General features: G+C 47.5%; 22 protein-coding genes. 10 read left to right on the top strand and 12 right to left on the bottom strand.

Features of this window, described 5'->3' with window-relative positions:
* Positions 1–197: 197 nt before the first annotated feature.
* The 9 genes from BQ2633_RS00130 to BQ2633_RS00170 form a co-directional block, all read right to left on the bottom strand.
* On the bottom strand, positions 198–917 hold the full coding sequence (locus BQ2633_RS00130; RefSeq protein WP_075564457.1) for an LrgB family protein: 720 nt from the start codon (positions 915–917) through the stop codon (positions 198–200).
* Complete coding sequence (locus tag BQ2633_RS00135) at positions 898–1,248, bottom strand: CidA/LrgA family protein (protein WP_075564458.1); 351 nt, start codon at positions 1,246–1,248, stop codon at positions 898–900. Before BQ2633_RS00135 ends, BQ2633_RS00130 begins: the two co-directional genes overlap by 20 nt.
* Positions 1,249–1,500: 252 nt before the next feature.
* A complete protein-coding gene (locus BQ2633_RS00140) occupies positions 1,501–1,992 on the bottom strand; it encodes a dihydrofolate reductase (RefSeq protein WP_075564459.1) in 492 nt (163 codons plus the stop codon).
* Between the two features lie 306 nt (positions 1,993–2,298).
* Positions 2,299–3,093 carry a thymidylate synthase gene (locus BQ2633_RS00145; RefSeq protein ID WP_075564460.1) on the bottom strand — a complete coding sequence of 265 codons (795 nt, stop codon included), beginning with the start codon at positions 3,091–3,093 and terminating at the stop codon, positions 2,299–2,301.
* Positions 3,090–3,479, bottom strand: a complete 390-nt coding sequence (locus BQ2633_RS00150; RefSeq protein WP_075564461.1) for a hypothetical protein — start codon at positions 3,477–3,479, stop codon at positions 3,090–3,092. Before BQ2633_RS00150 ends, BQ2633_RS00145 begins: the two co-directional genes overlap by 4 nt.
* A gap of 149 nt (positions 3,480–3,628) precedes the next feature.
* Positions 3,629–4,894: an S-adenosylmethionine:tRNA ribosyltransferase-isomerase gene (locus tag BQ2633_RS00155; RefSeq protein ID WP_075564462.1), complete on the bottom strand. Its 1,266-nt coding sequence runs from the start codon at positions 4,892–4,894 to the stop codon at positions 3,629–3,631.
* Positions 4,895–4,910: 16 nt separating this feature from the next.
* The gene (locus BQ2633_RS00160; RefSeq protein WP_075564463.1) at positions 4,911–5,999 is read right to left on the bottom strand and encodes a DUF4831 family protein; all 1,089 of its coding nucleotides are present in this window, start codon (positions 5,997–5,999) and stop codon (positions 4,911–4,913) included.
* Positions 5,986–6,912: an NAD(P)H-hydrate dehydratase gene (locus BQ2633_RS00165; RefSeq protein ID WP_075564464.1), complete on the bottom strand. Its 927-nt coding sequence runs from the start codon at positions 6,910–6,912 to the stop codon at positions 5,986–5,988. Before BQ2633_RS00165 ends, BQ2633_RS00160 begins: the two co-directional genes overlap by 14 nt.
* A gap of 277 nt (positions 6,913–7,189) precedes the next feature.
* Positions 7,190–7,399 (bottom strand): hypothetical protein, encoded by a 210-nt coding sequence (locus BQ2633_RS00170; RefSeq protein WP_141700091.1) that lies wholly within the window; start codon positions 7,397–7,399, stop codon positions 7,190–7,192.
* Positions 7,400–7,487: 88 nt separating this feature from the next.
* Here BQ2633_RS00170 and der point away from each other — a divergent pair, with 88 nt between their 5' ends.
* From der to BQ2633_RS00225, 10 genes are all read left to right on the top strand, one after another.
* A complete protein-coding gene (der, locus tag BQ2633_RS00175) occupies positions 7,488–8,801 on the top strand; it encodes a ribosome biogenesis GTPase Der (RefSeq protein WP_075564466.1) in 1,314 nt (437 codons plus the stop codon).
* A 6-nt stretch (positions 8,802–8,807) separates the two neighbouring features.
* The gene (locus tag BQ2633_RS00180; RefSeq protein WP_075564467.1) at positions 8,808–9,221 is read left to right on the top strand and encodes a hypothetical protein; all 414 of its coding nucleotides are present in this window, start codon (positions 8,808–8,810) and stop codon (positions 9,219–9,221) included.
* Positions 9,222–9,374: 153 nt separating this feature from the next.
* Positions 9,375–10,721, top strand: coding sequence for an adenylosuccinate lyase (gene purB / locus BQ2633_RS00185; protein ID WP_075564468.1), 1,347 nt, complete (start codon positions 9,375–9,377; stop codon positions 10,719–10,721).
* Positions 10,722–10,982: 261 nt separating this feature from the next.
* Positions 10,983–12,332 carry a pseudouridine synthase gene (locus tag BQ2633_RS00190; protein WP_075564469.1) on the top strand — a complete coding sequence of 450 codons (1,350 nt, stop codon included), beginning with the start codon at positions 10,983–10,985 and terminating at the stop codon, positions 12,330–12,332.
* 165 nt (positions 12,333–12,497) lie between these two features.
* On the top strand, positions 12,498–13,892 hold the full coding sequence (gene asnS, locus BQ2633_RS00195) for an asparagine--tRNA ligase (RefSeq protein WP_075564470.1): 1,395 nt from the start codon (positions 12,498–12,500) through the stop codon (positions 13,890–13,892).
* 158 nt (positions 13,893–14,050) lie between these two features.
* Entirely contained in the window at positions 14,051–14,668 is a 618-nt protein-coding gene (locus tag BQ2633_RS00200; protein ID WP_075564471.1) for a fumarylacetoacetate hydrolase family protein, read from the top strand.
* Between the two features lie 244 nt (positions 14,669–14,912).
* Positions 14,913–18,827: a type IX secretion system sortase PorU gene (porU, locus tag BQ2633_RS00210; protein ID WP_083233875.1), complete on the top strand. Its 3,915-nt coding sequence runs from the start codon at positions 14,913–14,915 to the stop codon at positions 18,825–18,827.
* Between the two features lie 118 nt (positions 18,828–18,945).
* Entirely contained in the window at positions 18,946–20,103 is a 1,158-nt protein-coding gene (porV, locus tag BQ2633_RS00215) for a type IX secretion system outer membrane channel protein PorV (RefSeq protein WP_075564474.1), read from the top strand.
* Positions 20,104–20,218: 115 nt separating this feature from the next.
* Entirely contained in the window at positions 20,219–20,698 is a 480-nt protein-coding gene (gene ispF, locus BQ2633_RS00220; RefSeq protein ID WP_075564475.1) for a 2-C-methyl-D-erythritol 2,4-cyclodiphosphate synthase, read from the top strand.
* A 51-nt stretch (positions 20,699–20,749) separates the two neighbouring features.
* Entirely contained in the window at positions 20,750–21,559 is an 810-nt protein-coding gene (locus BQ2633_RS00225; RefSeq protein ID WP_075564476.1) for an indole-3-glycerol phosphate synthase TrpC, read from the top strand.
* A gap of 258 nt (positions 21,560–21,817) precedes the next feature.
* On the opposite strand, the gene BQ2633_RS00230 is transcribed toward BQ2633_RS00225, so the two are convergent.
* The 3 genes from BQ2633_RS00230 to BQ2633_RS00240 are packed head-to-tail and all read right to left on the bottom strand — an operon-like array spanning position 21,818 to position 24,273.
* Complete coding sequence (locus BQ2633_RS00230) at positions 21,818–22,213, bottom strand: hypothetical protein (protein WP_075564477.1); 396 nt, start codon at positions 22,211–22,213, stop codon at positions 21,818–21,820.
* A 21-nt stretch (positions 22,214–22,234) separates the two neighbouring features.
* Entirely contained in the window at positions 22,235–23,767 is a 1,533-nt protein-coding gene (locus BQ2633_RS00235) for a DUF4301 family protein (protein WP_075564478.1), read from the bottom strand.
* 53 nt (positions 23,768–23,820) lie between these two features.
* Positions 23,821–24,273, bottom strand: a complete 453-nt coding sequence (locus BQ2633_RS00240; protein WP_075564479.1) for a NanQ anomerase/TabA/YiaL family protein — start codon at positions 24,271–24,273, stop codon at positions 23,821–23,823.
* Positions 24,274–24,500 lie beyond the last annotated feature (227 nt).

The raw sequence follows: 24,500 nt of genomic DNA on the forward strand, positions 1-24,500 counted from the left end.
CAGCCTTATTTTTATCATCAGAAAAACTTTTACCGGACAGCAATAATCAAAAAACTCCCAGCTTCCAATAACGAAAGCTGGGAGTTTTTGAATGAATATGCCTAGTGTCACTCGGCATCCTCAAGAACTTTGGCGATTTGCGCTGAGAGCTAAGTGAAGGTATGGTGCAACAGTGAGTGAGTTGTCACGATGTGGAACTAAATCACTCCCATGATGTGCAAAACAATAGGGGTGAGGATGGCTGTGAGCACGCCATTGGCGATGAGACCAAGGCTAGCGAAAGCTCCGTATTTAGCTCCATTTTCCATGGCACGTGATGTGCCGACAGCGTGAGAGGCGGTACCCATGCTCAAACCTTGTGCAATGGGACTCTTGACACGACCTATTTGTAGGACGCGGAAGCCAGTGACTGCACCAAACAAACCCACGATAACCACGATGGCAGCCGTGAGTGAAGGTATGCCACCGGCAGTGCGACAAACTTCCATCGCAATAGGAGTGGTGACACTCTTGGGCGCAAGCGAGATGACAACTTCTTTGGAAGCTCCTAAACACTGAGCAGTGGCTACAGCAGAGATGATGCCGATGACACAACCTACGGTCTGTGAGATAAGAATAGGAATGAGTTGCTTGCGAATAACCTTAAGTTGTTGATAGAGCGGTACGCCAAGCGCCACAATCGCTGGTTTCAACCAAAACTCTATCTGCGAACCTGCTTCGTGGTACACTTCATATTGGATGCCGGTGATTTTGAGAAAGGCTATAAGTACTGCGATGGTGATGAGGATGGGATTGAAGAGCACCCAGCCTGTCTTGCGCTGAATGAGTTTGGCGCAGAAGAAAACTACGAAGGTGAGGGCGATGAGCACAAAAGGATTGCTCAAGGCTTCGAAAAAATTATTTGCCACGTTTTGCATATTTTCTAACGATTTGGTGTGTCCATCCCGTAGACAGGAGCACAAGAACAGTACTTACCAGTGTGGCAATGGCGATAGCCCAGAAATCTTTGGCAATGGTGTCAAAGTTAAGCATGAGAGCTACGCCTGGTGGTACGAAGAAGAAACCGAGGTTACTAAGCAAAAAGTCGGAAATCTCTTTGACCCATTCGAGTTTGATCCAGCCCATTTCGAGAAAAGCAGCCAAAAGGAGCATGCCAATGATGCTACCGGGAAGGCTAAGGCCTGTGATTCTGACGAGCAACTCCCCTAGGGCCATGCAGCCGAAGAGGATGGTACATTGTTTGACCATGTTGAAAAATATTGGTTGTTGCTACAAAGTTACAAGAAAAAGGAGAGAGTAGGGGAATATGCCCAGAGAAATGGACATAAAAAATCCACTTGTGCTGAGAAATTGCGAACTGCGGTGCAACTTTGCAGCATAAGTGGAAAGGGAAAGAGGGACTTGCCTAGCGAAGAGAAGTTATTCCTTTGCGCTATCCGTAGCTCCGTGGTTATCCTCTATAGCATAAACCCAGAAAAACAATCCAATGATGTCTTTATTTTAGCGTCTTACGTAGTCGGCAAAGGTGAAGGCTACCTCGTTTTGTTCGTCGGCAGCGTGCGCTTCTTCCTGAGCTAGTTGCCAATCTTGGGGATTCCAAGCAGGGAAATAGGTGTCGGCTGCCTCAGGCGTGGCGTGTACATGCGTCAAGCACAAACGATGTGCCAAAGGCAAGACTTCTGCGTAAACTGAAGCTCCCCCGATGATAAAGACTTCTTCGTCTGCATCACAAACAGCTAGGGCTTCTTGGAGGGAAGCAAAGACTTCTGTGTTGGGCCATGGGGTGGTGATGCTACGGGAGAGCACGATGTTGCGACGATTGGGAAGAGCACCTTTGGGCAAAGACTCAAAAGTGTTGCGCCCCATGATGATGGTGTGTCCAGAGGTCAAGGCTTTGAAGCGCTGTAGATCGGCACGGAGATGGAAGAGCAAGCGATTGTTGTGCCCAATAGCGCCATTTTCGGCAACAGCACAGATGAGTGAGATAGACATTAGACGTTAGAAATTAGACGTTAGACGTTAGAGATTAGGCGTTAAACGTTCCTCCTTAAATTCTAGGGAGTGTTGTAAGAAACAAAGTTGCAACATTAGTATGGAACGACTAAACCCAAATCGGTCATTAGATCCTGAACAGATTTTATTTGATTGTTGAGCAGTTTGTTCCTTGTTTGCTAGATGGCGTAGTGGGCTACGGCGAGAATGGACGAAAGACAAGATGCCAACAAGAAAATGAAAGATGACAAGAAGTTGTCTATTCAATTACGAGTAGCACAACAATGGTCTAATGACCGATTGTGGTTAAACTGAAACGGTGGCTGGAATGTGAGGGTAGGGGTCGTAATCTTCGAGTTGGAAGTCTTCAAACTCGAAAGAGAAGAGATCTTTCACCTCAGGATTGATGCGCATCTTGGGAAGTGCACGAGGGGTGCGGGTGAGTTGCAGTTGCGCTTGTTCCAGATGATTGAGATAAAGATGGGTGTCGCCAGTGGTGTGGATGAATTCTCCGGGTTGGAGGTCGCACACTTGTGCCATCATCATGGTGAGAAGTGCATAGGAAGCAATGTTGAAAGGAACGCCCAAGAAGGTGTCCGCGCTGCGTTGATAGAGTTGTAAGGAGAGTTTTCCCTCGGCAACATAAAACTGAAATAGGAGGTGGCAAGGCGGAAGTGCCATGTTGTTCACCTCGGCTACGTTCCAAGCTGAGACTATCATGCGACGACTGTCGGGAGTGTTACGGATTTGGTCTATAACTTGTTGGATTTGATCAATGTGACCTCCATTATAGTCTGGCCATGAGCGCCATTGGTGACCATAGATAGGTCCTAGTTCTCCATCAGCATCTGCCCATTCGTTCCAAATGCGCACTCCATGCTCTTGGAGATATTTCACGTTGGTGTCACCACGCAAAAACCACAAAAGTTCATGGATAATGCTTTTGAGGTGAAGTTTTTTGGTGGTCAGGAGAGGAAATCCTTGAGAAAGGTCAAAGCGCATCTGATGGCCGAACACAGATTTTGTACCCGTGCCCGTGCGATCGCTTTTGGTGTTGCCTTCTTCGAGGATGCGTTGAAGCAAATCTAAGTATGGTTTCATAGCGTGTTTGTCGAGGCGGGAATAAAGAATGTGTGAGAGCGAGTAGAAATAGCCGTGGTGTGCGCCAGAGGTTTGCTGATGGGCGTGTCGTTTCGTTGTGACCAGAGTAGGAAAATCGAAGTAAAGGAAATCAACAGTCCGACAATGCTGGTGGTGATGGCAGCACGCTCGTGCGTGTTGCCCCAAAGAAAGAGGGTTGCAAAGAAGCTGGCAAGGGGCAGCAACCAGAAGAGTTGCAATAAGAGATATTGCAGGATGTCGAGTATTGTGCTGTCTTGTGTATCAAAAAGGGTGACACCACCGAACAAAAAGAAGATGAGTGTGCCAACGGGGATGAATACATTGGGGAAACTCAAGGCTAGAAGCCATTTGGGATATTGGTTCATCGAACTGAGGCGTTAGAGTGTAGACGTTAGATTTGGGATGTCCGTTGGAGGAGGGTGGAGCTATCCTTGCGAAAGGGGCTCAATGGGTCTTAAGTGGTCTAGAGTTGCTTGCAAAAATGCGTTATAATCACGCAAGAACTAGGCTTTCTTTAGAGCTTGTCTTGTAGGGCATCATAGTTGAGCACAGAAGAATCTCCATAAGAAAGGAAGCGGAAATCGTGATTGAGCGCGTAGTCGTAGATTTCTTGCCAACGTCCGTCGACGAATGCGCTCACTAGGAGAAGAAGTGTCGACTGAGGTTGGTGGAAATTGGTGACAATAGTGCGCACAATATGGTATTCGTAACCCGGAGCAATGATGATTTGCGTGGCCGTGTGGAGGGTGTGCAAACCATGCTCATCGAGATAGTGCAAAATCTCTTGCAGGGCTTCGACTGCCGTCAAAGGAGTGGTAGTGGATGCAGCGTATTCGTAGGGCAACCATTGGGGGACGTGCAAATCGTCTTCTGTGGGTGTGCGCTGTTCTGTACGAGCTTGGTGCAAGCGTACGCCTATATAATAAAGGCTTTCGAGGGTGCGAACGCTGGTGGTGCCAACGGCGATGCACTGTGCTCCGTGAGCCAGGAGGCGTTCAATGGAAGTGCGTGGCACAGCTATCCATTCTGCGTGCATGGTGTGACCAGATATTTCCTCACTCTTCACAGGTTTGAATGTGCCTGCACCTACGTGGAGCGTAATTTCGTTGCGTTCGATGCCGCGCGCATCGAGATTATTCAGCACTTCTTCGGTGAAATGCAAACCAGCAGTGGGGGCTGCCACCGAACCTTTGATACGTGAGTAGACTGTTTGGTAAGTTTTGAGGTCGCTCTCTTCTGTGTCGCGATTCAAATAGGGAGGAATGGGCAATTCACCGATACTTTCTAGTATCTCAGCCCATGAAATTGTGGGGGCATCCCAAGCGAAACGAATCTCAAAGCCCGTTCCTTGTTCGCCTACACGCTCAGCAGTGAGAGTCACTGTGCGGTCTTGTACGGTGATTTCGCGTTGCAAAGCACCTTCTTTCCACTTTTTGAGATTTCCCACCAAACAAACCCAACTTACTTCGCCTTTGGTTGCGAAGGATTGCTGATAGTCGAGAGGGGAGAAGGGCTCTAGACAGAAAATTTCAATGAGTGCACCAGTGCTTTTGTAGAAGTGCAAGCGTGCTTGAATCACTTTTGTGTTGTTAAACACCATAAGTGAGCCCTTGGGCAGGTATTCGGGAAGTTTAGAAAAGACCTCTTCTCGAATTGTACCATCGCAGCTGCGTAGCAGTAGCTTAGATTGATCGCGTTGTGCTAAGGGGTATTTTGCTATTCGCTCTTCGGGGAGGGAATAAGCGTAGTCTTGTATTTTGATGTGCTGTGTGTCGGTCATGCCAAATGTCTAGAGTTTACTTGGAGAACTGTTCAAGGTCGAGCTTTTCAACGCGGCCAGTTGTGGGAGATAGTCGCACTTTGGTGTTGAATTTCTTGTTGAAAAGTACACCGCCAAGGTGTTCAATGCGACCGAATTGCGCAATGGGAACGATTCCATTAAACCAAACTCTTGATTCATCGAAGATGCGTATGGCTGCATTGCTAGGGATGCGATAGCGAAGGTCTTCCACTTCTTTCTTTTTCTTGGGAGATTCTTCAGTTTCGGGTAGCGTGGCTTGATCTGAGATCTGAAGTTGAATGGGAGTTCCTGCGACATCGTTGGCATCGACAAGTCCTAAATAGCGAGAGAAGCGGAAGAGGTCGAGCGTTTGTTGCGTTTGCTGAGGGGTAACCTCGAGAGTAAACACGTGCTCTTCAGTGGATTTCGTACCCAAAAAGAGAGAGAGGAGAGCAGTCTCGCGTTCGTCGAGCTGTGCTATCATGGTTTTCAATTGCTCCCCGTCCTTGGGATTGAAGTCTGCTTGACCTTTCGCCAACAAACCGCGGTTTTCGCGGATGTCATAAATCTCTTGTGCGGTGATTTCTGCGCGAGCAGCAATGCTTCCTGCACGGAGTATTTCTTGGGTTTTGTACTTATTACCTTGGGGGGTATCCTTACTGATTTTCTTCACGGAAGGAGCTTCCAAGGTGGGTAAAGCGTTGGCTGTGGTGTTCACGCTGAGCAAACGGCCATCGGGGGCAAGTTCCACGAGGGGAGCAGAGGTCTTGTGGTTCAACTTAATCGTATAGGCTTGTGTGCGATCAGCGACACCATAGGGCACCACTTCGATCTGCTGCAGCGTCCATGTGTCGAATGGCTGTTGCTCCACGTTAGGAGCATCCAAGAAACGCTGAGCAAAGGCTGCATATTCTCCGGGAGTGTAGCTTTCACGTTGGGCACGTACCACGACATGAAGGCGAGTTTGGGGTAAGAAGTAGGTGATACCTTCTTGCGTGATTCCGGGTTGATAAGGACGCACGTCGGTTTGAGCTTCTGATTTTAAGGGAAAACTCGATATAAGTGCGGTTAAACAGCTGATAAAAAGAAAACTATATGATTTCATTTTGTGAGGAGTTTGAAGAGACTAATGTAGAGAATGCTTGTGGAATTTCCGCAATGAAGTCGGATGCTATTGCGCTATGTTCACCGTGACGTTCGGTTGCGTACCAGCCTGATTGGTGATGGATGAAGACGCCTAATAGCGCAGCTGCTTTAGAAGAATAGCCTTGCGCCAGAAGACTGCTGATGATACCTGTGAGCACATCGCCACTTCCAGCTTTGGCCATGCCGCTGTTGCCTTGCGTGTCTAGTTGAAACACTTTTCCATCGTTGGTACAGACGTGGGTTTGATGGCTTTTTAGCACCACATGCACTTGTAGGGAAGTGGCAATACTCTGTGCTGAAGTAAGTTGATCCTCGAGGGTTTCGTGAGGTAATTCTAGTGCGGCACAAATCCGTTTCAGCTCTCCAATGTGAGGAGTGAGTATGGTCTCTGCTGGAAGATAGGAGAGGAGTTGATAATCTTGGGCTAAGATGTTTAGCGCATCGGCATCGAGCACCAAGGGTATGGGATTTCCTGAGGTTTCTAAGTCAAGTAACATTTTGATTTGTGCACGAAATGCCCATTGAGTTTCGCCTTCTGTGCCAATTCCAGGACCAATAGCTATCGCATTATAACCCTTTAATTCTATGATACTTGCCCAGTGTTGATGAGATTGTTCGTCGAAATGAAGAATTACTTCTGGTATCCTTGTCTGAAACACAACGTTTGCCGTTTCGGGCACGTGCGCAGTGAGCTTTCCTAAGCCAGTGCGGAGGGCAGCTTCTGCTGATAAAATCGCAGCGCCCATCATGCCGAAATGGCCACCCACCAAAAGTAAGTGACCGAACGTGCCTTTGTGCCCATCGTTAGGGCGAGGTTGTAGCAGTTGTCGTGCCAGTTGGGTATTGATTTTTGGGAAAGACGATACTTGCATTCTGCAAAGTTACACTTTTTTCTGGTATATCGGTGGTTTAGATGGTGTTATTTTTATCGGGATTCTCCCTCTCGGTAAGATGTTGAGTCAGCCAGCAACCGCCATACTTTGGCCGTAGAGCGATATCTCCAAATGGAGATGTGAGAGTTGTGTGAAATCTTGAGCAGTTTCAAGGCGAAACGTGGGAATGATGTTGAGCACTTCTGCGGCACGAAAGAGACAATCTCTTTGTTATGTCCTTCAATCTTGCGAGTGACGTGAGTGTTTTACGTGTAATCTATCTGAAAGCAAGCGCAAATGCCTGTTGAAAGAATGGAGAAACTCTTGAAAAGACCTTGGGATTTTGTTGAAAGGTCGGAGTTGCTGAAATGGTCATAATGAAAGGTCTGACTACTATTTTTAGTCCTGTTTTGCCAAATTGAAGAGATTTCTTTGATATTCCTGAGTCTTTTGTGGAATATGCCGCTGAAAATTTGCGATAGTCCATATTATTCCGTATCTTTGCGCGCATAATTAAATCGTGGAGAAAGCCGTGAGGCTGTGCTCCCTATTACCGAAAAGAAACGTTATAACGAATGTCTAATTTAGTAGCTATCGTGGGACGCCCCAATGTGGGCAAATCCACGCTTTTTAATCGACTCACCGGAACGCGCCAAGCCATCGTTAGTGATGAAGCAGGTACTACACGTGACCGCCAATATGGTAAGGTGGAGTGGGGTACGCGCGAATTCTCGCTCGTGGACACGGGTGGTTGGGTCGTAAACTCCGACGATATTTTTGAGGAAGAAATCCGTAAGCAAGTAGTCTTGGCTACTGAAGAGGCGGACCTCATTCTTTTTGTCGTTGATGTGCAAAACGGCATCACAGACTTAGATACACAAGTGGCACAAATCTTGCGCCGCGCCAAAACTCCTGTCATTCTTTGTGCCAATAAAACCGATCAAAACGAGGACCGTTATGGAGCTCCCGAGTTCTATGCTTTGGGTTTGGGTGAGCCTTATTGTGTGTCTGCTGCTACAGGTAGTGGGACTGGCGATTTGCTCGATTTGATTCTTGCTGAACTTCCTACGAAGAATCAAGAAGAAGGTGAGGAAAATATTCCTCGCTTCTCTGTAGTGGGCCGCCCAAATGCGGGTAAGAGCTCACTTATTAATGCCTTCATTGGTGAAGATCGTCACATTGTTACTGATATTGCTGGTACCACTCGCGACTCTATTCTCACGCGTTATGACAAGTTTGGTTTCGACTTTTATTTGGTAGATACCGCGGGTATCCGTAAGAAGAATAAGGTGTCTGAAGACTTGGAATTCTATAGTGTGATGCGTTCTATCCGCGCTATTGAAAATTCTGACGTTTGTATTCTTCTTATCGATGCCACACGTGGTATTGAATCACAAGATATGAATATCTTCCAGCTTGTTCAACGCAACAATAAGAGCCTTGTTGTGGTGGTGAACAAATGGGATACCGTGGAGGAAAAGACGCAAAAGGTGATTTCACACTTCGAAGATACCATCCGTGAACGTATGGCGCCTTTCACTGACTTCCCCATTATCTTCTCTTCTGCACTGACTAAACAACGCATCTTTAGAGTGCTTGAAACAGCGAAAGAAGTTTATCTCAACCGTAAACGCCACGTTGGTACTGCTGCCCTCAACGAGCGATTGCTACCCCTCATTGAGGCTTACCCACCTCCATCAATTAAGGGTAAGTATATCAAGATTAAGTATTGCGCACAAATCCGTGATACCCAGATCCCAACCTTCGTGTTCTACGCTAACTTGCCACAATATGTGCGCGATCCTTATAAGCGTTTCTTAGAAAACAAGATTCGTGAGTATTGGGATTTTAGCGGTTGTCCTATCAATATCTTCATTCGTCAGAAATAAACGACTATGCGTCAGTTCTTGCGGTTCAGCTATCTTTTCTGCTGCATCTTGATTTCTGCCTGCACTTCTGCTAAGTCGGAAACAACAGCCTTGCAGATTCCACCTCTCGAAAGTGCAGAAGTGGAGCGTGTGTATGGCTTGTATCAGCAGGGGCAGTATGCAGCTTACGTCGCAGAGATGGCTTCTTGTGATAACACCCCCGAAGATTATCGCAAGCAAATGGCTGATTTGCACAAGCAACACGCTGTTTTGCAACAAGAAAAGATGGGCGGTGTCGCTTCTGCACGTGTGGTGAAACTAACACCCTCTGCAGATGGACGGCAAACCAACGTGACGCTGCGTGTCAACTATCGCAATCAAACCCATGAAGAAGTGCTATTATCTTTTGTCTGGGTCAAAGATCGCTGGCGATTACGTTGAGCTTATGTCAATATAGATGCGACAGTATGGGAAGAACCGTAAACTTCTCCTTTTATATATAATCTTCTCCTATTATATATAATGTAGATAAGGGCTCTTCCGCTGTTTGTTCCCCAAGTTACTTCAAATCCCCCAACATAATCTATCTCTCCCATGGAATTAGATATCCTCACAGCAGTGTCGCCCATTGATGGACGTTACCGTAGCAAAACCGAAGCTCTTGCCCCTTATTTCTCAGAGTATGCTCTGATGAAGTATCGTGTGCGTGTAGAAATTGAGTATTTCATCACGCTTTGTGAGCTACCTTTGCCACAGTTGGCTGATTGCGACCAGAGCCTCTTCCCCCGATTCCGCGCTATCTACGAAAACTTCTCTGAAGAAGACGCAGCGCGTGTCAAAGCCATTGAGTCTGTGACCAACCATGATGTCAAAGCGATTGAATACTTCATCAAAGAAGAATTCGACAAAATCGGTGGTTTGGAAGCCTATAAGGAGTTTATCCACTTCGGTCTAACGTCACAAGATATCAACAACACAGCTTTCCCTTTGATGCTCAAGGATAGCCTTGACAAGGTCTATGTACCTCTCTTACAAGAAGTCATTGATGCAGTGAATCAGCGTGCGGAAGAGTGGAAAGATATCCCCATGTTGGCGAAGACCCATGGACAGCCTGCTTCACCTACTCGCTTAGGTAAGGAAGTGCGTGTCTTTGGTTATCGTTTGGAACAACAGCTCAATCAACTCAAGGCTGTGCCTTTGAGTGGTAAGTTTGGGGGGGCAACTGGTAACTTCAATGCGCACCACGTGGCTTATCCTCATATCGACTGGGCAGACTTTGGTAATAAGTTTGTAGCTGAAAAGCTCGGACTTGTGCGCGAATCCTACACCACTCAGATTGCCAACTACGACAACCTTGCTGCAGTGTTTGATGCCATGCGTCGCATCCATACGATTCTCATCGACCTCGATAGAGACTTCTGGCAATATGTGTCGATGGAATACTTCAAACAGAAGATTAAGGCTGGAGAAGTGGGTTCTAGTGCGATGCCTCACAAGGTGAATCCTATCGACTTTGAGAACTCTGAAGGTAACTTGGGAGTTGCCAACGCAATTCTTGAGCATCTTAGCATGAAATTGCCAATCAGCCGTTTGCAGCGTGACTTGACAGACTCAACTGTCTTGCGCAATGTGGGTGTGCCCATGGGACATGCGCTCATCGCTTTCTCATCTACGCTCAAGGGGCTCGGCAAATTGTTGCTCCGTGAGGAAACTTTGGCTGCTGACCTCGAGCATAACTGGGCTGTTTGCGCAGAAGCGATTCAAACCATCCTTCGTCGCGAAGCCTATCCTCATCCTTATGAAGCACTCAAGGCACTTACGCGCACGAATGCTGCTATCACAGAGCAAAGCATCTCTGAGTTTATCGACACACTCGAGGTGAGCGATGAAATCAAAGCTGAATTGCACAAAATCACTCCTCATAACTACACTGGTATTTAAAGAGGTTGACAACGAACTTTCCACGCATCGTGGGGCTTGTTCCCATGATGCGTGAGTACACTGTCTAATAGAAGGGCGAAATTCTTTTGGAATACTATTATAGATGCTCGTGACATCGTGCATACACATCTATATCATGAAGTGAACAGACACACAATAACGCACTATTCTCAAAAGTTCTTCGTACTCTCTATCCTTTCTCGGCCGTGAGGTCGACTTTCTCAACATCAATACAAAGTACATTCTAAATTTATAAAAGCAATGAGCGATTACGATCAGCACAATTACGACGGAGGCCGCCGCGAGGGCTACACTTCGTCTAACGGAGGACGCAACGAAAACCGTTCTCCCCGTCCGCGTTTTACCCGTGAGGGAAACAATGCGGAACGCCAAACTTATGGCGGACATTCTAGCTACAACAGTAATAATGGCAATCGCGGCTACAATCGCGGTAGCAATAACTATAATGATCGTCAAGGCGGTTATGGCGAACGCCAAAGCGGCGGCTATAATCGTGGGAATGGCGGTTACAATCGTGGCGGCAGCTACGGTAATCGTCAGCAAGGCGGTTACAATGCACAAGGCGGTGGCTACCAACGCAACGAAGGCGGTTATGGCAATCGTGGTGGAAGCTACGGCAACCGTCAACAAGGCGGCTACCAACGTCAGTCAAGTGGTTACGGTGCTCAAGGCGGCGAATATGGCCGTCCTAGCTATGGTAATGGCAACAACGGAGGTGGTTATGGTAATCGTGGTGGAAACTACGGCAATCGCCAACAAGGTGGCTACAATCGTGGCGGACAAGGTGGTTTCAACCGCGGTGGTGGCTACAACAAGTTCTCCAACCCTGGCAAGCGTCGTATAGAATACAAAGAAGAAGCTTATGATCCTACGAAGCCTATCCGCTTGAACAAGTTCCTGGCCAACGCAGGAGTTTGCTCTCGTCGCGATGCAGATAAGTATATCGAAGCAGGTGTGGTGAAGGTTAATGGTGAAGTCATCACCGAACTCGGTCACAAAGTGCTCCGCACCGACACCATTCTCTTCCACGACCAACAAGTGAAGGCCGAGAAGAAAATCTATGTGTTGCTCAATAAGCCCAAGGGTTACGTGACAACTAGCGAAGATCCTCAAAACCGCAAGACGGTGATGGACCTCGTGCGAAATGCTTGTATGGAGCGTATCTACCCCGTAGGTCGCCTCGACCGCAACACTACTGGTGTGCTTCTCCTTACGAATGATGGTGAAATGGCTTCTAAGCTCACCCATCCTAAGTTCTTGAAGAAGAAAATCTACCATGTTTATCTTGATCGCAACGTCACCGCTGCCGATTTGCGCCAGATTGCAGAGGGTATCACCCTCGAAGACGGTGACATCCGTGCAGATGCTGTGGACTATGCAAGCGAAACAGACAAGAAGCAAGTAGGTATTGAAATTCACTCTGGTAAGAACCGTATCGTGCGTCGTATCTTTGCGAGCCTCGGCTACAATGTCGTGAAGCTCGACCGCGTGTATTTCGCAGGATTGACCAAGAAAAACGTGAAGCGTGGCGACTGGCGTTTCCTCACTGAGGAAGAAGTACGCATGCTTCGTATGGGTTCGTTCGAATAATTTGCGAATTCCCATTATTTCCGAAGCAAGTAGTTGTGACTGATTTATAGCATCCTCTCCTGGGTGTCGTTCATTCTGGCATTAGAGATTGGAGAGTGTAGAGCTGTGCAACGCTACTTGTTGTAGGAACTTCCCTATATCTCTAGAACAACTTATCCCAACCTCATGGAAAGAACCAAGATAAAGGACCTTTTGGCCCGTACCGACTTTGGCGCAGAAGTATGCGTGAAAGGATGGGTGCGCACTCGTCGTGGTAGTAAAAGCGTAAACTTCATTGCGCTCAACGACGGTTCGTGCCTGAGCAACGTGCAAATTGTAGCCGATGTGGAGAAGTTCGACCCCGAACTTCTGAAGCTCATTACCACAGGTGCTTGCTTGAGCGTAGAAGGTACGCTCGTAGCTAGCCAAGGTGGCGGTCAAGCTGCAGAAATCCAAGCCTCAGCCATCGAAGTGCTCGGAGCTTGTGGCAACGACTATCCCATGCAGAAGAAAGGCCAGACGTTTGAATATATGCGCCAACACGCACATCTTCGTCTCCGTACCAACACTTTTGGTGCCATCTTCCGCATTCGTCACCACATGGCAATGGCGATTCACCGCTATTTCCATGAACATGGCTACTTCTACTTCCACACTCCCATTATCACTTCCAGCGATGCTGAAGGAGCTGGGCAGATGTTCCAAGTCACCACAAAGAATCTTTACGATTTGAAGAAGGATGAAGAAGGTCACATCGACTATTCTGATGATTTCTTCGGAGAATCTACTTGTCTCACAGTGTCTGGTCAGCTAGAAGGTGAGTTGGGCGCAACGGCTTTGGGTGCAATCTACACTTTTGGTCCTACCTTCCGTGCCGAAAATTCCAACACTCCTCGCCACTTGGCAGAGTTCTGGATGATCGAGCCTGAAGTTGCTTTCATGGATCTCCAAGGATTGATGGATTTGGAAGAAGATTTCATCAAGTATTGCGTGCGTTGGGCACTCGACAACTGCATGGAAGATCTCGAATTCCTTAACAAGATGATCGATAACACGCTTCTCGAGCGTCTTCGTTCTGTAGTAGATACCGAATTTGTGCGTCTCACTTACACTGAAGGTATCGAATTGCTCGAAGCTGCTGTGGCAAAGGGTAAGAAGTTTGAGTTCCCCGTATCTTGGGGTTGCGACTTGGCTTCCGAACACGAGCGTTATCTCGTGGAAGAACACTTCAAGAAGCCCGTCATCCTCACTGATTATCCCAAGGAAATCAAGTCTTTCTACATGAAGACCAACGAAGATGGCAAGACCGTACAAGGCACCGACGTACTCTTCCCTCAAATTGGAGAAATCATAGGTGGTTCTGTGCGTGAAGAAGACCACGATAAGCTTTTGGCGCGTGCCGATGAAATGGGTGTACCTCACAAAGACATCTGGTGGTATCTCGACATCCGCAAGTTCGGTTCATGTCCTCATGCTGGATTTGGCTTAGGTTTCGAGCGTCTCATCCTCTTTGTGACTGGCATGCAGAACATTCGCGACGTGATTCCTTTCCCTCGCACGCCAAAGTCCGCAGCGTTCTAAATCCACTTATCCATTATCTCTTCAACTCTCTGGCTGCGAGCAATACACCTCGTGCCAGAGAGTTTTTTGCGAAGTCGCTGTTTTAAGGCTTGCAGCATTTGTTTTTCCCTAGCCCTCCCATACTTTCTACTGCGCAAGTCGCAATGTAGTTTTACGATATGACGATTCTCGTTCTACACAATAACTATTCATTTTCTGCGTTATCAGAACGAGGTGTTGTTTCCTCAGCACCTTCGGATCTTATTTACTACACGTTGCCTGAGACTTCCTTGCAGCGCAATGGTAAACCCGTGTTTCTACCTGATTATGCCAATCCTGCACAGTTAGAAGTGCATTTAGCCGTGCGCATTTGTCGTTTGGGACGTCATATTTCTGCGCGATTTGCTTCTCGCTATTATGATGCTGCTACGGTGATGCCTCACTTTATTGCACCTGCTTTGTGGGAAAAGACTCAAAAGCTCGGATTACCTTGGGATGCAGCCTTAGGTTTTGACAATGCCACTCCCTTGGGAGAGTTTGTAGAAATAGCCCCTTCCACTGTATCTCAACTAGACTTCAGTTTGCGCGTTGATGGTGAAGAACAAATGTCAGGCAGCACAGCCCAGTGGTTGCACCATGTTGATCAGGTCATTGCAGAAGTGAGCCAATATTTCACCCTGCGTCGTGGTGACATCTTCTTGATGGGAGCGCCCACTGCCCCCATTTTCATCACTCCCGACCATAAGGTCGAAACTTACCTTGGCGACATTCGAGTGCTTTCCTTTAATGTCAAATAGGAAAGCCTGCAGGTTAGGACAAATCTATCTATCTTTTCATTGCGAAAGGCATAGACGATTTCCTCTATTTTCGACTTCTTCCAGAAGATAATCCGTAGTTCTGAAAAAAAACTCCGAGCTTTTTTTTGAAAATGTCGGAGATTCTTTGTTTAGCTCCGATATTTCTGGTTAGATCTAGCATTGTTGTCGCCACACCACCACCTTTTTCGTATCGCGCATCCATTCTATTTTCATAAATCTCGCAATGAATCATCCGCACCTTCTATGGACATTCCTCGCCTTTGCGCCCCTTTCTCTGATGGCGCAGAGCGAATTTGTGCATATCTCCACTGCAGACTATGTGGTGAGCGACAGTTTGCCGCTCTTCACTCAAGAACTCGCAGTGGAGCAGGGCAATTTGCAGCACGAAGTGACCTTGGTTTATCCAGAATATGCACCTCTATCTTCAGAAGAACGCAAGTGGGTGAATAAGATGGAGCGTGAAGTGGGCAGAGTGTCGCAGCCAAAGTTGGAAATTTCGGCTGTGGTAGAACAAAAGCGCAAACGGTTGGTAGTCACCTTTGTGCCTTTTGTCTACAAAGACGGCAAATGGCTTCGCATCACCTCTTGCAAACTCAAAGTAGTGAGTGCACCTTCGGCTGAAAAACAAGGTTTTTCTGCCCCTTCTTTGCGTACACAATCAGTGACACAGGCAACATCCTTTCATGTTGCTAATTCCGTTTTGATACCCCAAGCGGCAACGGCTACTCGTGCCGCGGCAGAGGGGCAGCAGCGTTGGGCTTCATCTTCTGTGCTTAATCAAGGACGCTGGGTGAAGATTCGTGTAGAGCGTGAAGGCATCTACAATCTTTCTGCCGATTTTTTGCGAAGGGCAGGCTTTTCTCAGCCCGAACGTGTGAAAGTCTTTGGTTATGGTGGACTGCAACAAGACGAACGACTGTTGTTTGACACGGAGAGCGAATCCGTGGAATCACAACGTGTGCCCGATGATCTTGTGGAAGTACCCACTTTGCGCGAGGGCAATCAGCTTCTTTTTTGGGCAGAAGGTACACAACGACGCAATTACAACCAAAGTACTGGCAAGTGGTCACACTCCAACAACTATTATTCGCGCTACAGCTATTACTTCCTCACCGAGGGCGACGCACCTTTGCGCATCAGTGCTCTAGCTACGGTAGAATCCGACGCAGCCACAACGTTAGATCGCGTGCCCTTTGCAGCCATCTGGGATGAAGATCAGGCAGGATTGTATCAAGGTGGTCGTCGAATGTTTGACGGGCATGACTTTGCCACTCATAATCAAAAGACATTTAACGTCAATGTGGCTGATTTAGCAGAAGATGCTGGAGAAGTTCCCGTCGAGGTTTCCTTTGCAGCTGCTTCTTCTACTTCTACCACTACAGCAGAGGTGCAATTGAATGGTGCTCGTTTAGGGCAACTTTCTGCAACAGCCTTCAACACCCTTACTTCAAGTGCGACCCTCGACACCAAAAGTTTTCGTCACAACATTCAAGAGGGAGCCAACAGCTTTGTGGTGACTACCACTGCAGGCAATAGTGCCCGCATGGATTTTGTGAGAATCTCATATCCTCGTTTGTTGAAAGTGCAGGCTATTCCTTATAGCTTTTCACCAAAGTCCACTGGGGTGACCACACTCTCTGTGCAAGCTGCAACAGCTTCAACAAGATTATGGCGCATCGGCCAACTAGGAAGTCCCACAGCTGAAGTTCCGCTCACCCATCTTTCAGAGGGGCGTGCCACTTTCACCACTGACACTCCACAACGTCGATTTGTGGCTTTCAATACTTCCGAGCCTTATCCCGATCCGCAGTTGGTGGGCGAGGTAGCAGCGCAGAATCTTCATGCAGATTCTGGTATTGACTATGTGATTATCGTACCAGCCAGCGGAAAACTCACACAGCAGGCAGAACGTCTCGCAGCGCTACACCGACAACACAGCGGAATGACGGTCAAAGTGGTGCGTGCCGATCAATTATATAATGAGTTCTCTTCTGGTACTCCCGATGCCAACGCCTATCGTCGGTATTTGAAGATGCTCTATGACCGAGCCGATGAAAATATCTCCGCACCGCGCTATGTCCTCCTCCTTGGGAAAAGTCCGTGGGACAATAGATTTCTCACTGATGATTGGAGGCGCCAGAACCCCGATGACTATTTGTTAGCCTACGAACAGGATGCTTCTAACTATAGTATCGGAACGGTGAATAGTTATATCACCGATGATTTCTATGCACTCCTAGATGATGGCGAAGGTGAAGCCATAGTGCGTGAGAAACCAGACCTTGCCACCGGACGAATGGTCGCTATTACTGACGAACAAGCTAAAGTCTTGGTAGATAAAGTGGAGCGTTATCTGTCGAATGTCGATGCTGGCGAGTGGAAAAATAATGTGGTGATGCTCGGTGATGACGGCGATGCCAACGAACACATGGAAGATGCGGAGCGAGTGGCAAAGGAATACCAACAAGGCTCCAATAATCGCCTCAATCTCTCCAAAATTTATTGGGATCGCTACAATCGAGTGCCCAGTGCTATTGGATATACTTATCCGATGGTGCGCCAACAAGCTTTGCGCCACATGGAAGAAGGCGCTGCCATCTTCAACTATAGTGGACACGGAGCTCCGTTTCAAGTGTCGCACGAAGCCTCTTTAGCGCTTGAAGATTTCAAAAAAACTTACAACACTCGGCAGTCGCTATGGGTTTTGGCATCTTGCGAAATCTATCCCTTCGACAGTCGAGAAGACAACCTGGCTGAAGAATTTCTCTACCAGCCCAACGGAGGTAGCATAGCTTTCATGTGCGCCACAAGAGCTGTGTATGCCACTCAAAACAATGCGCTTAATCGTCGTTTTGCTTACTACGTTGTAGGACGCGATGACAGGGGAAAGCGCATCACCATGGGAGAAGCCTTGCGCAGAGCCAAGAATGATTTGCTCACTCCTGCAGGAAAGAGTTACAGAGAAATCGACAATTCGATCAATAAACTCAAGTACGTTTACTTTGGCGACCCAGCTTTGACACTGTCTATCCCAACCGGTAGCGTGGTCATCGATAGTATTAACGGAAAAGCCATAACTTCTACCACAAACGTCCAATTGGCGGCTGGTAGCGTGGCACGTTTTAGTGGGCATATCACGACTAGTGCGCAAGACAATGGGGCTATAGATGCAGCTTTCTCAGGTTTGCTTTCAGCAACTATTTATGATCGTATGGAAACCATCGTATGTAAAGATAACGATGGTAGTGCAGCCCAGAGAAATCGTCTTCCCCTTTCGTTCCGCGAACGAGAAAGCACGGTCTTCAAGGGGACAGCGCGGGTGGAACAAGGGAAGTTCTCCCTCTCTGCTATCGTTCCTCGCAACATTAGTTACAGCACGGATGCAGCGCGTCTCAGTCTGTATGCCGTGAGTGACGATAAAAAGACGGAATGCAACGGTGTCAATGAGCAGTTTTATCTTAATGGCACTGCCAATAGTGCCACTCCCGACACACTTGCTCCCAAAGTCGTGGCTTATTTGAACCAAGTGGAACAAGCAGATTATGCCATTGTCGGTCAGAATGCTACGTTGATTGCTGATATCTCTGACGATATGGGCATCAATGCCAGCCAAGGTTCGCTAGGTCACGACATGGAGTTGACCCTCGACAACGAACCTTCTGTTAGTGTCAATGAGTATTTCACTTTCTCCCTTGGGAGCTACAATCGTGGACAAATCGTTTATCCCCTCCGTAATCTCTCACCTGGACAGCATACGCTCAAATTGCGCGTGTGGGATGTCAATGACAATGCCACTACCACCACCTTGCGATTCATCGTCTCCGCCCAAAACGGTGCGGAAACTACGCTGACCACCACAGAAAATCCCACTCGACAAGCTACAACCTTCGTTGCTAACTTCCCCGCCTCAGACCAAGAGGTTGAACTTCTCCTAGAAGTGACAGATGCGAGTGGTAAAGCTGTTTATGCTCATCGAGATAACCTTGCAGCGGGGCAGGGAAGTTGGTCACAAATGTGGACTCTCCGCAGCAACTCTGGCGCACCTCTCATCGCAGGACTATACATTTGTCGCCTGCAAGTACGCTATGCCGATGGACGAAAGTCCACAGCTTCCTATAAACTCGTCGTAGTGGAATAAACGATTGTCCGCATGACAGCTATCTTTCTTGGAGATTTGGGTTAACCTTAGCTTGTGTCGAGAGATGAGCTCCTAAATCTTCATTCCTCATAATTCTTAGAATCCTCACATTGTTTCAATGAAAAGAATATTCCTTCCCCTCTCTCTAGTTGCCTTCTGCCTTGGAGCACAAGCGCAAAACGAGATTAAAGAAAAGTTCAACCCAGTGCGTACTGCTGTTATCTCACAGACCATCGCTGCCGATGCGCGTGGTGCTGCCATGGGTGACGTAGGTGCTGCCACAGAAGCCGACGTGCATTCGCAAAACTGGAACCCTGCAAAGTATCCTTTTACCGTTTCGCGTGCAGGTTTTGCAATGAACTACACCCCTTGGCTGAGACAACTCACTGAAGGTATTGCTTTGGTGAATGCTGTGGGCTATGCTCGTTTGGGAGATTACCAAGCCGTCTCTGGTTCTATCAAGTATTTCACCGTGGGTGAAGTTCCTACTCCCCAGGCTGGTGTGGTGCGACCTTATGAATATGCCGTTGATGTGGCTTATTCTCGCCTATTATCTGAAAGATTTTCTGCAGCAGTTGCACTTCGCTACATGTATTCTGACCTGACGGGCCACTATACAGACGACGTCACCCCTGGTTCTGCTTTTGCAGCAGACGTTGCAATGTATTGGAACAATTATATTTTCCTCGGTCGACGTGAGTGTGCACTGAATCTTGGTTTGAATGTGAGCAACATCGGTTCAAAAATCAACTTTGGCAGCAATTACTCCTATTTCATTCCTACTAACTTGCGCTTTGGTGCGAATTTGTTGATTCCTGTCGACGAGTACAATAAGTTTGCCATCACTGCAGAAGCCAATAAGTTGTTGGTTCCTTCTTTGCCATTGCGACAAGATGGTGAGAGCAACGAAGATTATAAGCAGCGCGTGCTTTCTGATTATAATGATCTCTCACCTATCTCCGGTATTTTCAAGAGCTTTAGCGATAGCGAACGAGGATTCAAGGGCGAACTTGAAGAAGTGCAATGGAGTGTAGGTGCGGAATACATTTACAATGATAAGTTTGCCCTCCGTGGTGGTTATCACCATGAAAGTGAGGCGCAAGGTAACCGCAAATACTTCACTTTTGGTGCTGGGTTCAAAATGAATGTCCTTAACATCGACGCAGGATATGTGGTGGCGACCACACCTTCTAATCCGCTTGACCAGACTTTGCGTGTCACACTCTCCTTTGACATGGATGGTCTTCGCGAACTTTTTGGGCGTCGTGGTCGATAGTTGCAAACTTTTTCCCTTGAACTGCTGGAGAAGCTCTGAGTGATGCTGCATAAGACTTGAGATATTGGGTGAAATCTCTCTGAGCATTCCACAACAAACACTACATATTACAACAATGACTATACGAGTAGGTTATGGCTATGACGTGCATCGTCTAGCTGAAAATAGAGATTTCTGGATGGGTGGAGTGAAAATCGACCATCATGTTGGGTTGCTTGGTCATAGCGACGCCGATGTGCTCATCCATGCCATCTGTGATGCAGTGCTGGGTGCCGCTAATATGCGCGACATCGGTTTTCATTTCCCCGACACTGACCCCAAATATAAAGGCGCAGATAGTAAGGTGCTACTCCAGCGTACCATTGAACTCATTGCTACAAAGGGGTATCGCGTGGGAAATGTAGACTGCACGATTTGTGCAGAGCGTCCCAAACTCAATCCACACGTGGAAGCCATGCGCAAATGTCTGGCTCCTTTGATGCAAGTGGACGAAGATGCCATTTCGATTAAGGCCACGACAAGCGAGCGCATGGGGTTTGTGGGGCGAGAAGAGGGCATTGCAGCCTACTGTGTTGCGTTGATTGAGAAAGACTAAACTAGATATTTCTATTATTCATTCTATATTATTTTCTCTATTATCACGATTATGTCCTACAAAGAACAAATGCTTCAGCAGAAGCGTCAAGAACTTTCCGAACGCGAAGCCACTTTAACCACGCAAACTGTTTTAGAGCGCTACGAAGCTATGAAAGCTGATGGGCAGTTGGCTAGTCCTTCTTCCTTAAAATTGGCTCTTCAAGACGATGCTTATGGATTAGTTGCAGAGTTCAAGCGCAAAAGCCCTGGTGTTGGTGTGCTGAATGCAGAAGCGGTGCCTCAAGTGCTTTGTCCTGGTTTCGCAGGCGCAGGCGCAGCTGCCGTTTCTATGCAAACAAATGAGGCTTTCTTTGATAGTAAGTTGGCGTTTCTTCGCACGGCTTATGGCACCATCGAAGGTCATGGCTTTAATATTCCCGTATTGCGCAACGATGTAATCATCAGCAAACGTCAGTTGTTGGAGGCTCGTCTCTTTGGAGCTTCTGCTGTGCAACTTGATGCTGATTTCCTTTCGTTTGAGGAATACTCTGAACTTCTGACTTATGCGCACAACATTGGTCTAGAAGTGGTAGTAGCTATTCGCAATGCCGATCAATTAAACTATGCACAAACCGCTGCCGACATTGTGGCAGTGGTGAACTACAACTTGGAAGATTTCACGGCGGATGTTCAACGTTCACTCCAGCTTGTGGCACAACTTCCCAAAGACAAAGTACTATTGGCTGAAGGTGGTGTGCGTACTGCTGACGAAATTCGTAAATTGAAATCTGCCGGTTATCATGGTGTTCTGCTCGGAAATTGCTTGATGTCACAAGCAGATCCCGCAGCTGCCCTTCAGCAACTGCGTAGTGAATTGTAAAGCGCTTCCACGAATGGAAAGAGGAGTGCTACGTCTTCTGATGGCACGCCAATGATGTATATGAAAAAGGCTGAGACCCGTGAAGGAGTCTCAGCCTTTTTTTTGATAATCAGTGGTAGATGACGGTACGACTCTCAATGATGCTTGCACAAAAGTCGCTGATTATTGCAAAGCAATAGCCATCAACGTGAGTGGACATGCCCGCAATGTCTCTGTTGCTTGGACGTTTGTAGCTGTATGCATGATTGTGGCATGGAGTTACAGCAAAATCCATCCCATAATGGCGCAAAAAAGAGCCATAAGGAGGCTAGTCCAGCGATGAATTTGCATACCGACGAGGTCGATAATGAAGAATATCAGAAGGACCGCACACAACCACCATCGCCAATATCCAAATCTAAAAAGAATGGTGATGGTGAATGCCGTGGCTAAAACACTGCTCATGATGCTCCGCCATTGCCAACGTCCTCTTAAGCGTGTCCAAGGAAGCTGACGAAAAGCGACGACACACAGCACTGGCACTACGCCTAAGAGTGCAGAACCAAGGACTGCGCTGGTGGAATTAAAGCACCATTGCACGAGGACAAGCACCATGACGAACAGAAGGGTAGGAACATCGTTGGGAGCTGTTTTGCGTCGAATCTGTTGGGGCATAAGAAAGGAAGACTAGCTGTGTTATACCTGATGTTGAGGACGGAAGAGGTCGTTGACGGTCTTGACAGGATTGAAGGTGGAAAGGGGCACTTCTACAAATACCGTGTTCCAGTCGCTCATCGCACCATTCCACAAACCTGGTAGCTCGAGGGCAAGAAGTTCCTTACCGTCTTTTGATTTGTGCGAGATAAAGCCCGTACTTGGGTCAACGAAGTCGGGAAGGTGGAATTTTTCTCCATTGAAATCGCGCACACCACAAACTAAATCAACAGGATTGAAGTGAGTGCCTTCTTCAAAGAGACGTTTCTTGGCAGGATCGTCCATGTCGATTTGACTACTTTCGAGGATTTGCAGAGAAATGCTGCCATCTGCGTTGTAAACCAAGAACGGACCGCCACCAGGTTCTCCCACATTGCGCACCATGCCACACACGCGGATGGGGCGGTTGAGGCGAGTGTAGAGATAGTCTAACAGCTCTAGCCCTTCCAATCCATGGGCGGTATCGCTTTGACAATGCAAGTCTTTTTCGAGGAAGTGCAAGATTTCTTGCATACGCTCCTCGCTGACGTTGCCCTCTTCGAGTTCCTCGAGATAAGCAAAGGCTTGCGCTTGCAAGTTCACCAGCAAACCAGCAAGCAGTTGTTTGTTGGTTACAGTGTCTTCCTTCAAACTATCGGGCGAAACATTGTCGACAGTCTTCACGAAAATAATGTCTGCATCGATGTCATTGAGGTTTTCGATCAATGCACCATGACCACCGGGGCGGAAGAGTAGGCTACCATCTGCATTGCGGAAAGGCGTTCCGTCGGCATTGGCTGCGATGGTGTCGGTGGAAGACTTCTGTTCCGAGAAGCTAATGTCGTATTGGGCTTGATATTGTGCTCCGAGTTGTTGGCTTGCTGTTGCAGATAGCGTTTCAAACAAGCTGCGATGCTCTGGAGAAACCGTAAAGTGAAGTTGCACTTTTCCTTCTGCATTCTTAGCATAGAGAGCACCTTCTACCAAGTGTTCCTCGAAGGGAGTGCGTGAGACATCCCCTTCGTAGCGGTGGAACTTCAAGAGTGCTTTGGGGAGATGTCCATAGTTTAAGCCTCGAGTGCCCAACAAAGCAGCAACAACAGATTTGTAATCGCCTTCTGCTACGAGTTGTCCACTCGTCTTTCCGTGAAGTTCTTGCAACTTTTGGTCAAGGTCGTGCAAGAAAGCCGCTTGTGGCAGATGTTCAAAGAAAGATTTCATGAAATCCGTGTCGGGAGTTTCGCTTGGCCCATCAAGGAAAGTGAAGAGATCTTTGAACATTCGGCTGGCAGCTCCTGAAGCCGGTACGAATTTAACCACTTGGTGGTCCACATCAGCCACATAGTCTTGCCATGCACGTAGATAGGCTTTGCGCACTTCGGGAGTAGGAGCATAGATTCCTCCGTTGTCCAGAGAAGCTGCTGCCGAGAGTTCTAGAAAGGGAAAGCCAGCACGAAGGTCGGCAAGCTGTTGATTCAGTTGTTGCTCTGTGATGCCTTTGGCAGCAAGGAGCTTATGGTCTTGTTCGTTCAACATGAGCAAAATGTATTTGAAAGAGAAAGTTCCGTGAACTTCTTGTCTATATTTGATTAGTCAATAAGGACCTTTGCAATGAGTTTGCGCAGGGTACCTTTTCCGATGATGGGTGCATGTGCATCTTCTGGCCATACGATGGCAAATTCGCCAGGATGGATGGTGTGATAGCTTTGCGCTTGTTCTGCATAAATCGCATAGTCGTCTTCCTCATTAAAGGGATTTACACTCTCGGTTGTCAGCACACTCATGGGCGACCAACCCATGGTTTCTTCGCCAGTGAGGGGGAAATGCACATCGATGTAGCGACGATGGACCTCGAGCACTTGATCTTCTGGAGCTTTCAATGTGGGGTCAGCAACATTGATAAAAAGGCGTTCTCCATCGAGTGTGATGCGTTCTGCAGGAACTTGGGAGAGATCGTGCGACTTGACGTAATCAAAAAGCTGCTTAAACAAAGGGTGAAGCGAGGCATAACGCTCGCTATCATTGAGATGGGCTATAACCATGGGAAATAACTTTAGAATCTAGAGGGACTATAGCGCGAATTTACAAAAAAAGCAGGAGTTTTCGGATGATAATCTGTATCTTTGTAGGATAAACTACTATTTTCTCTCCAATTAAAGGCTATTTTCGAATGCCCTTATAACTGATTTTGAACCCTCTTATTGTTGAGTTCTCTTGGTTATCTGGGATTTTCTGAACTTTCTATCCTAGTTTACGGTATAGAAATCAG

Origin of the sequence: Ihuprevotella massiliensis (assembly GCA_900095835.1) — a bacterium.
GTDB lineage: Bacteria > Bacteroidota > Bacteroidia > Bacteroidales > Bacteroidaceae > Alloprevotella > Alloprevotella massiliensis.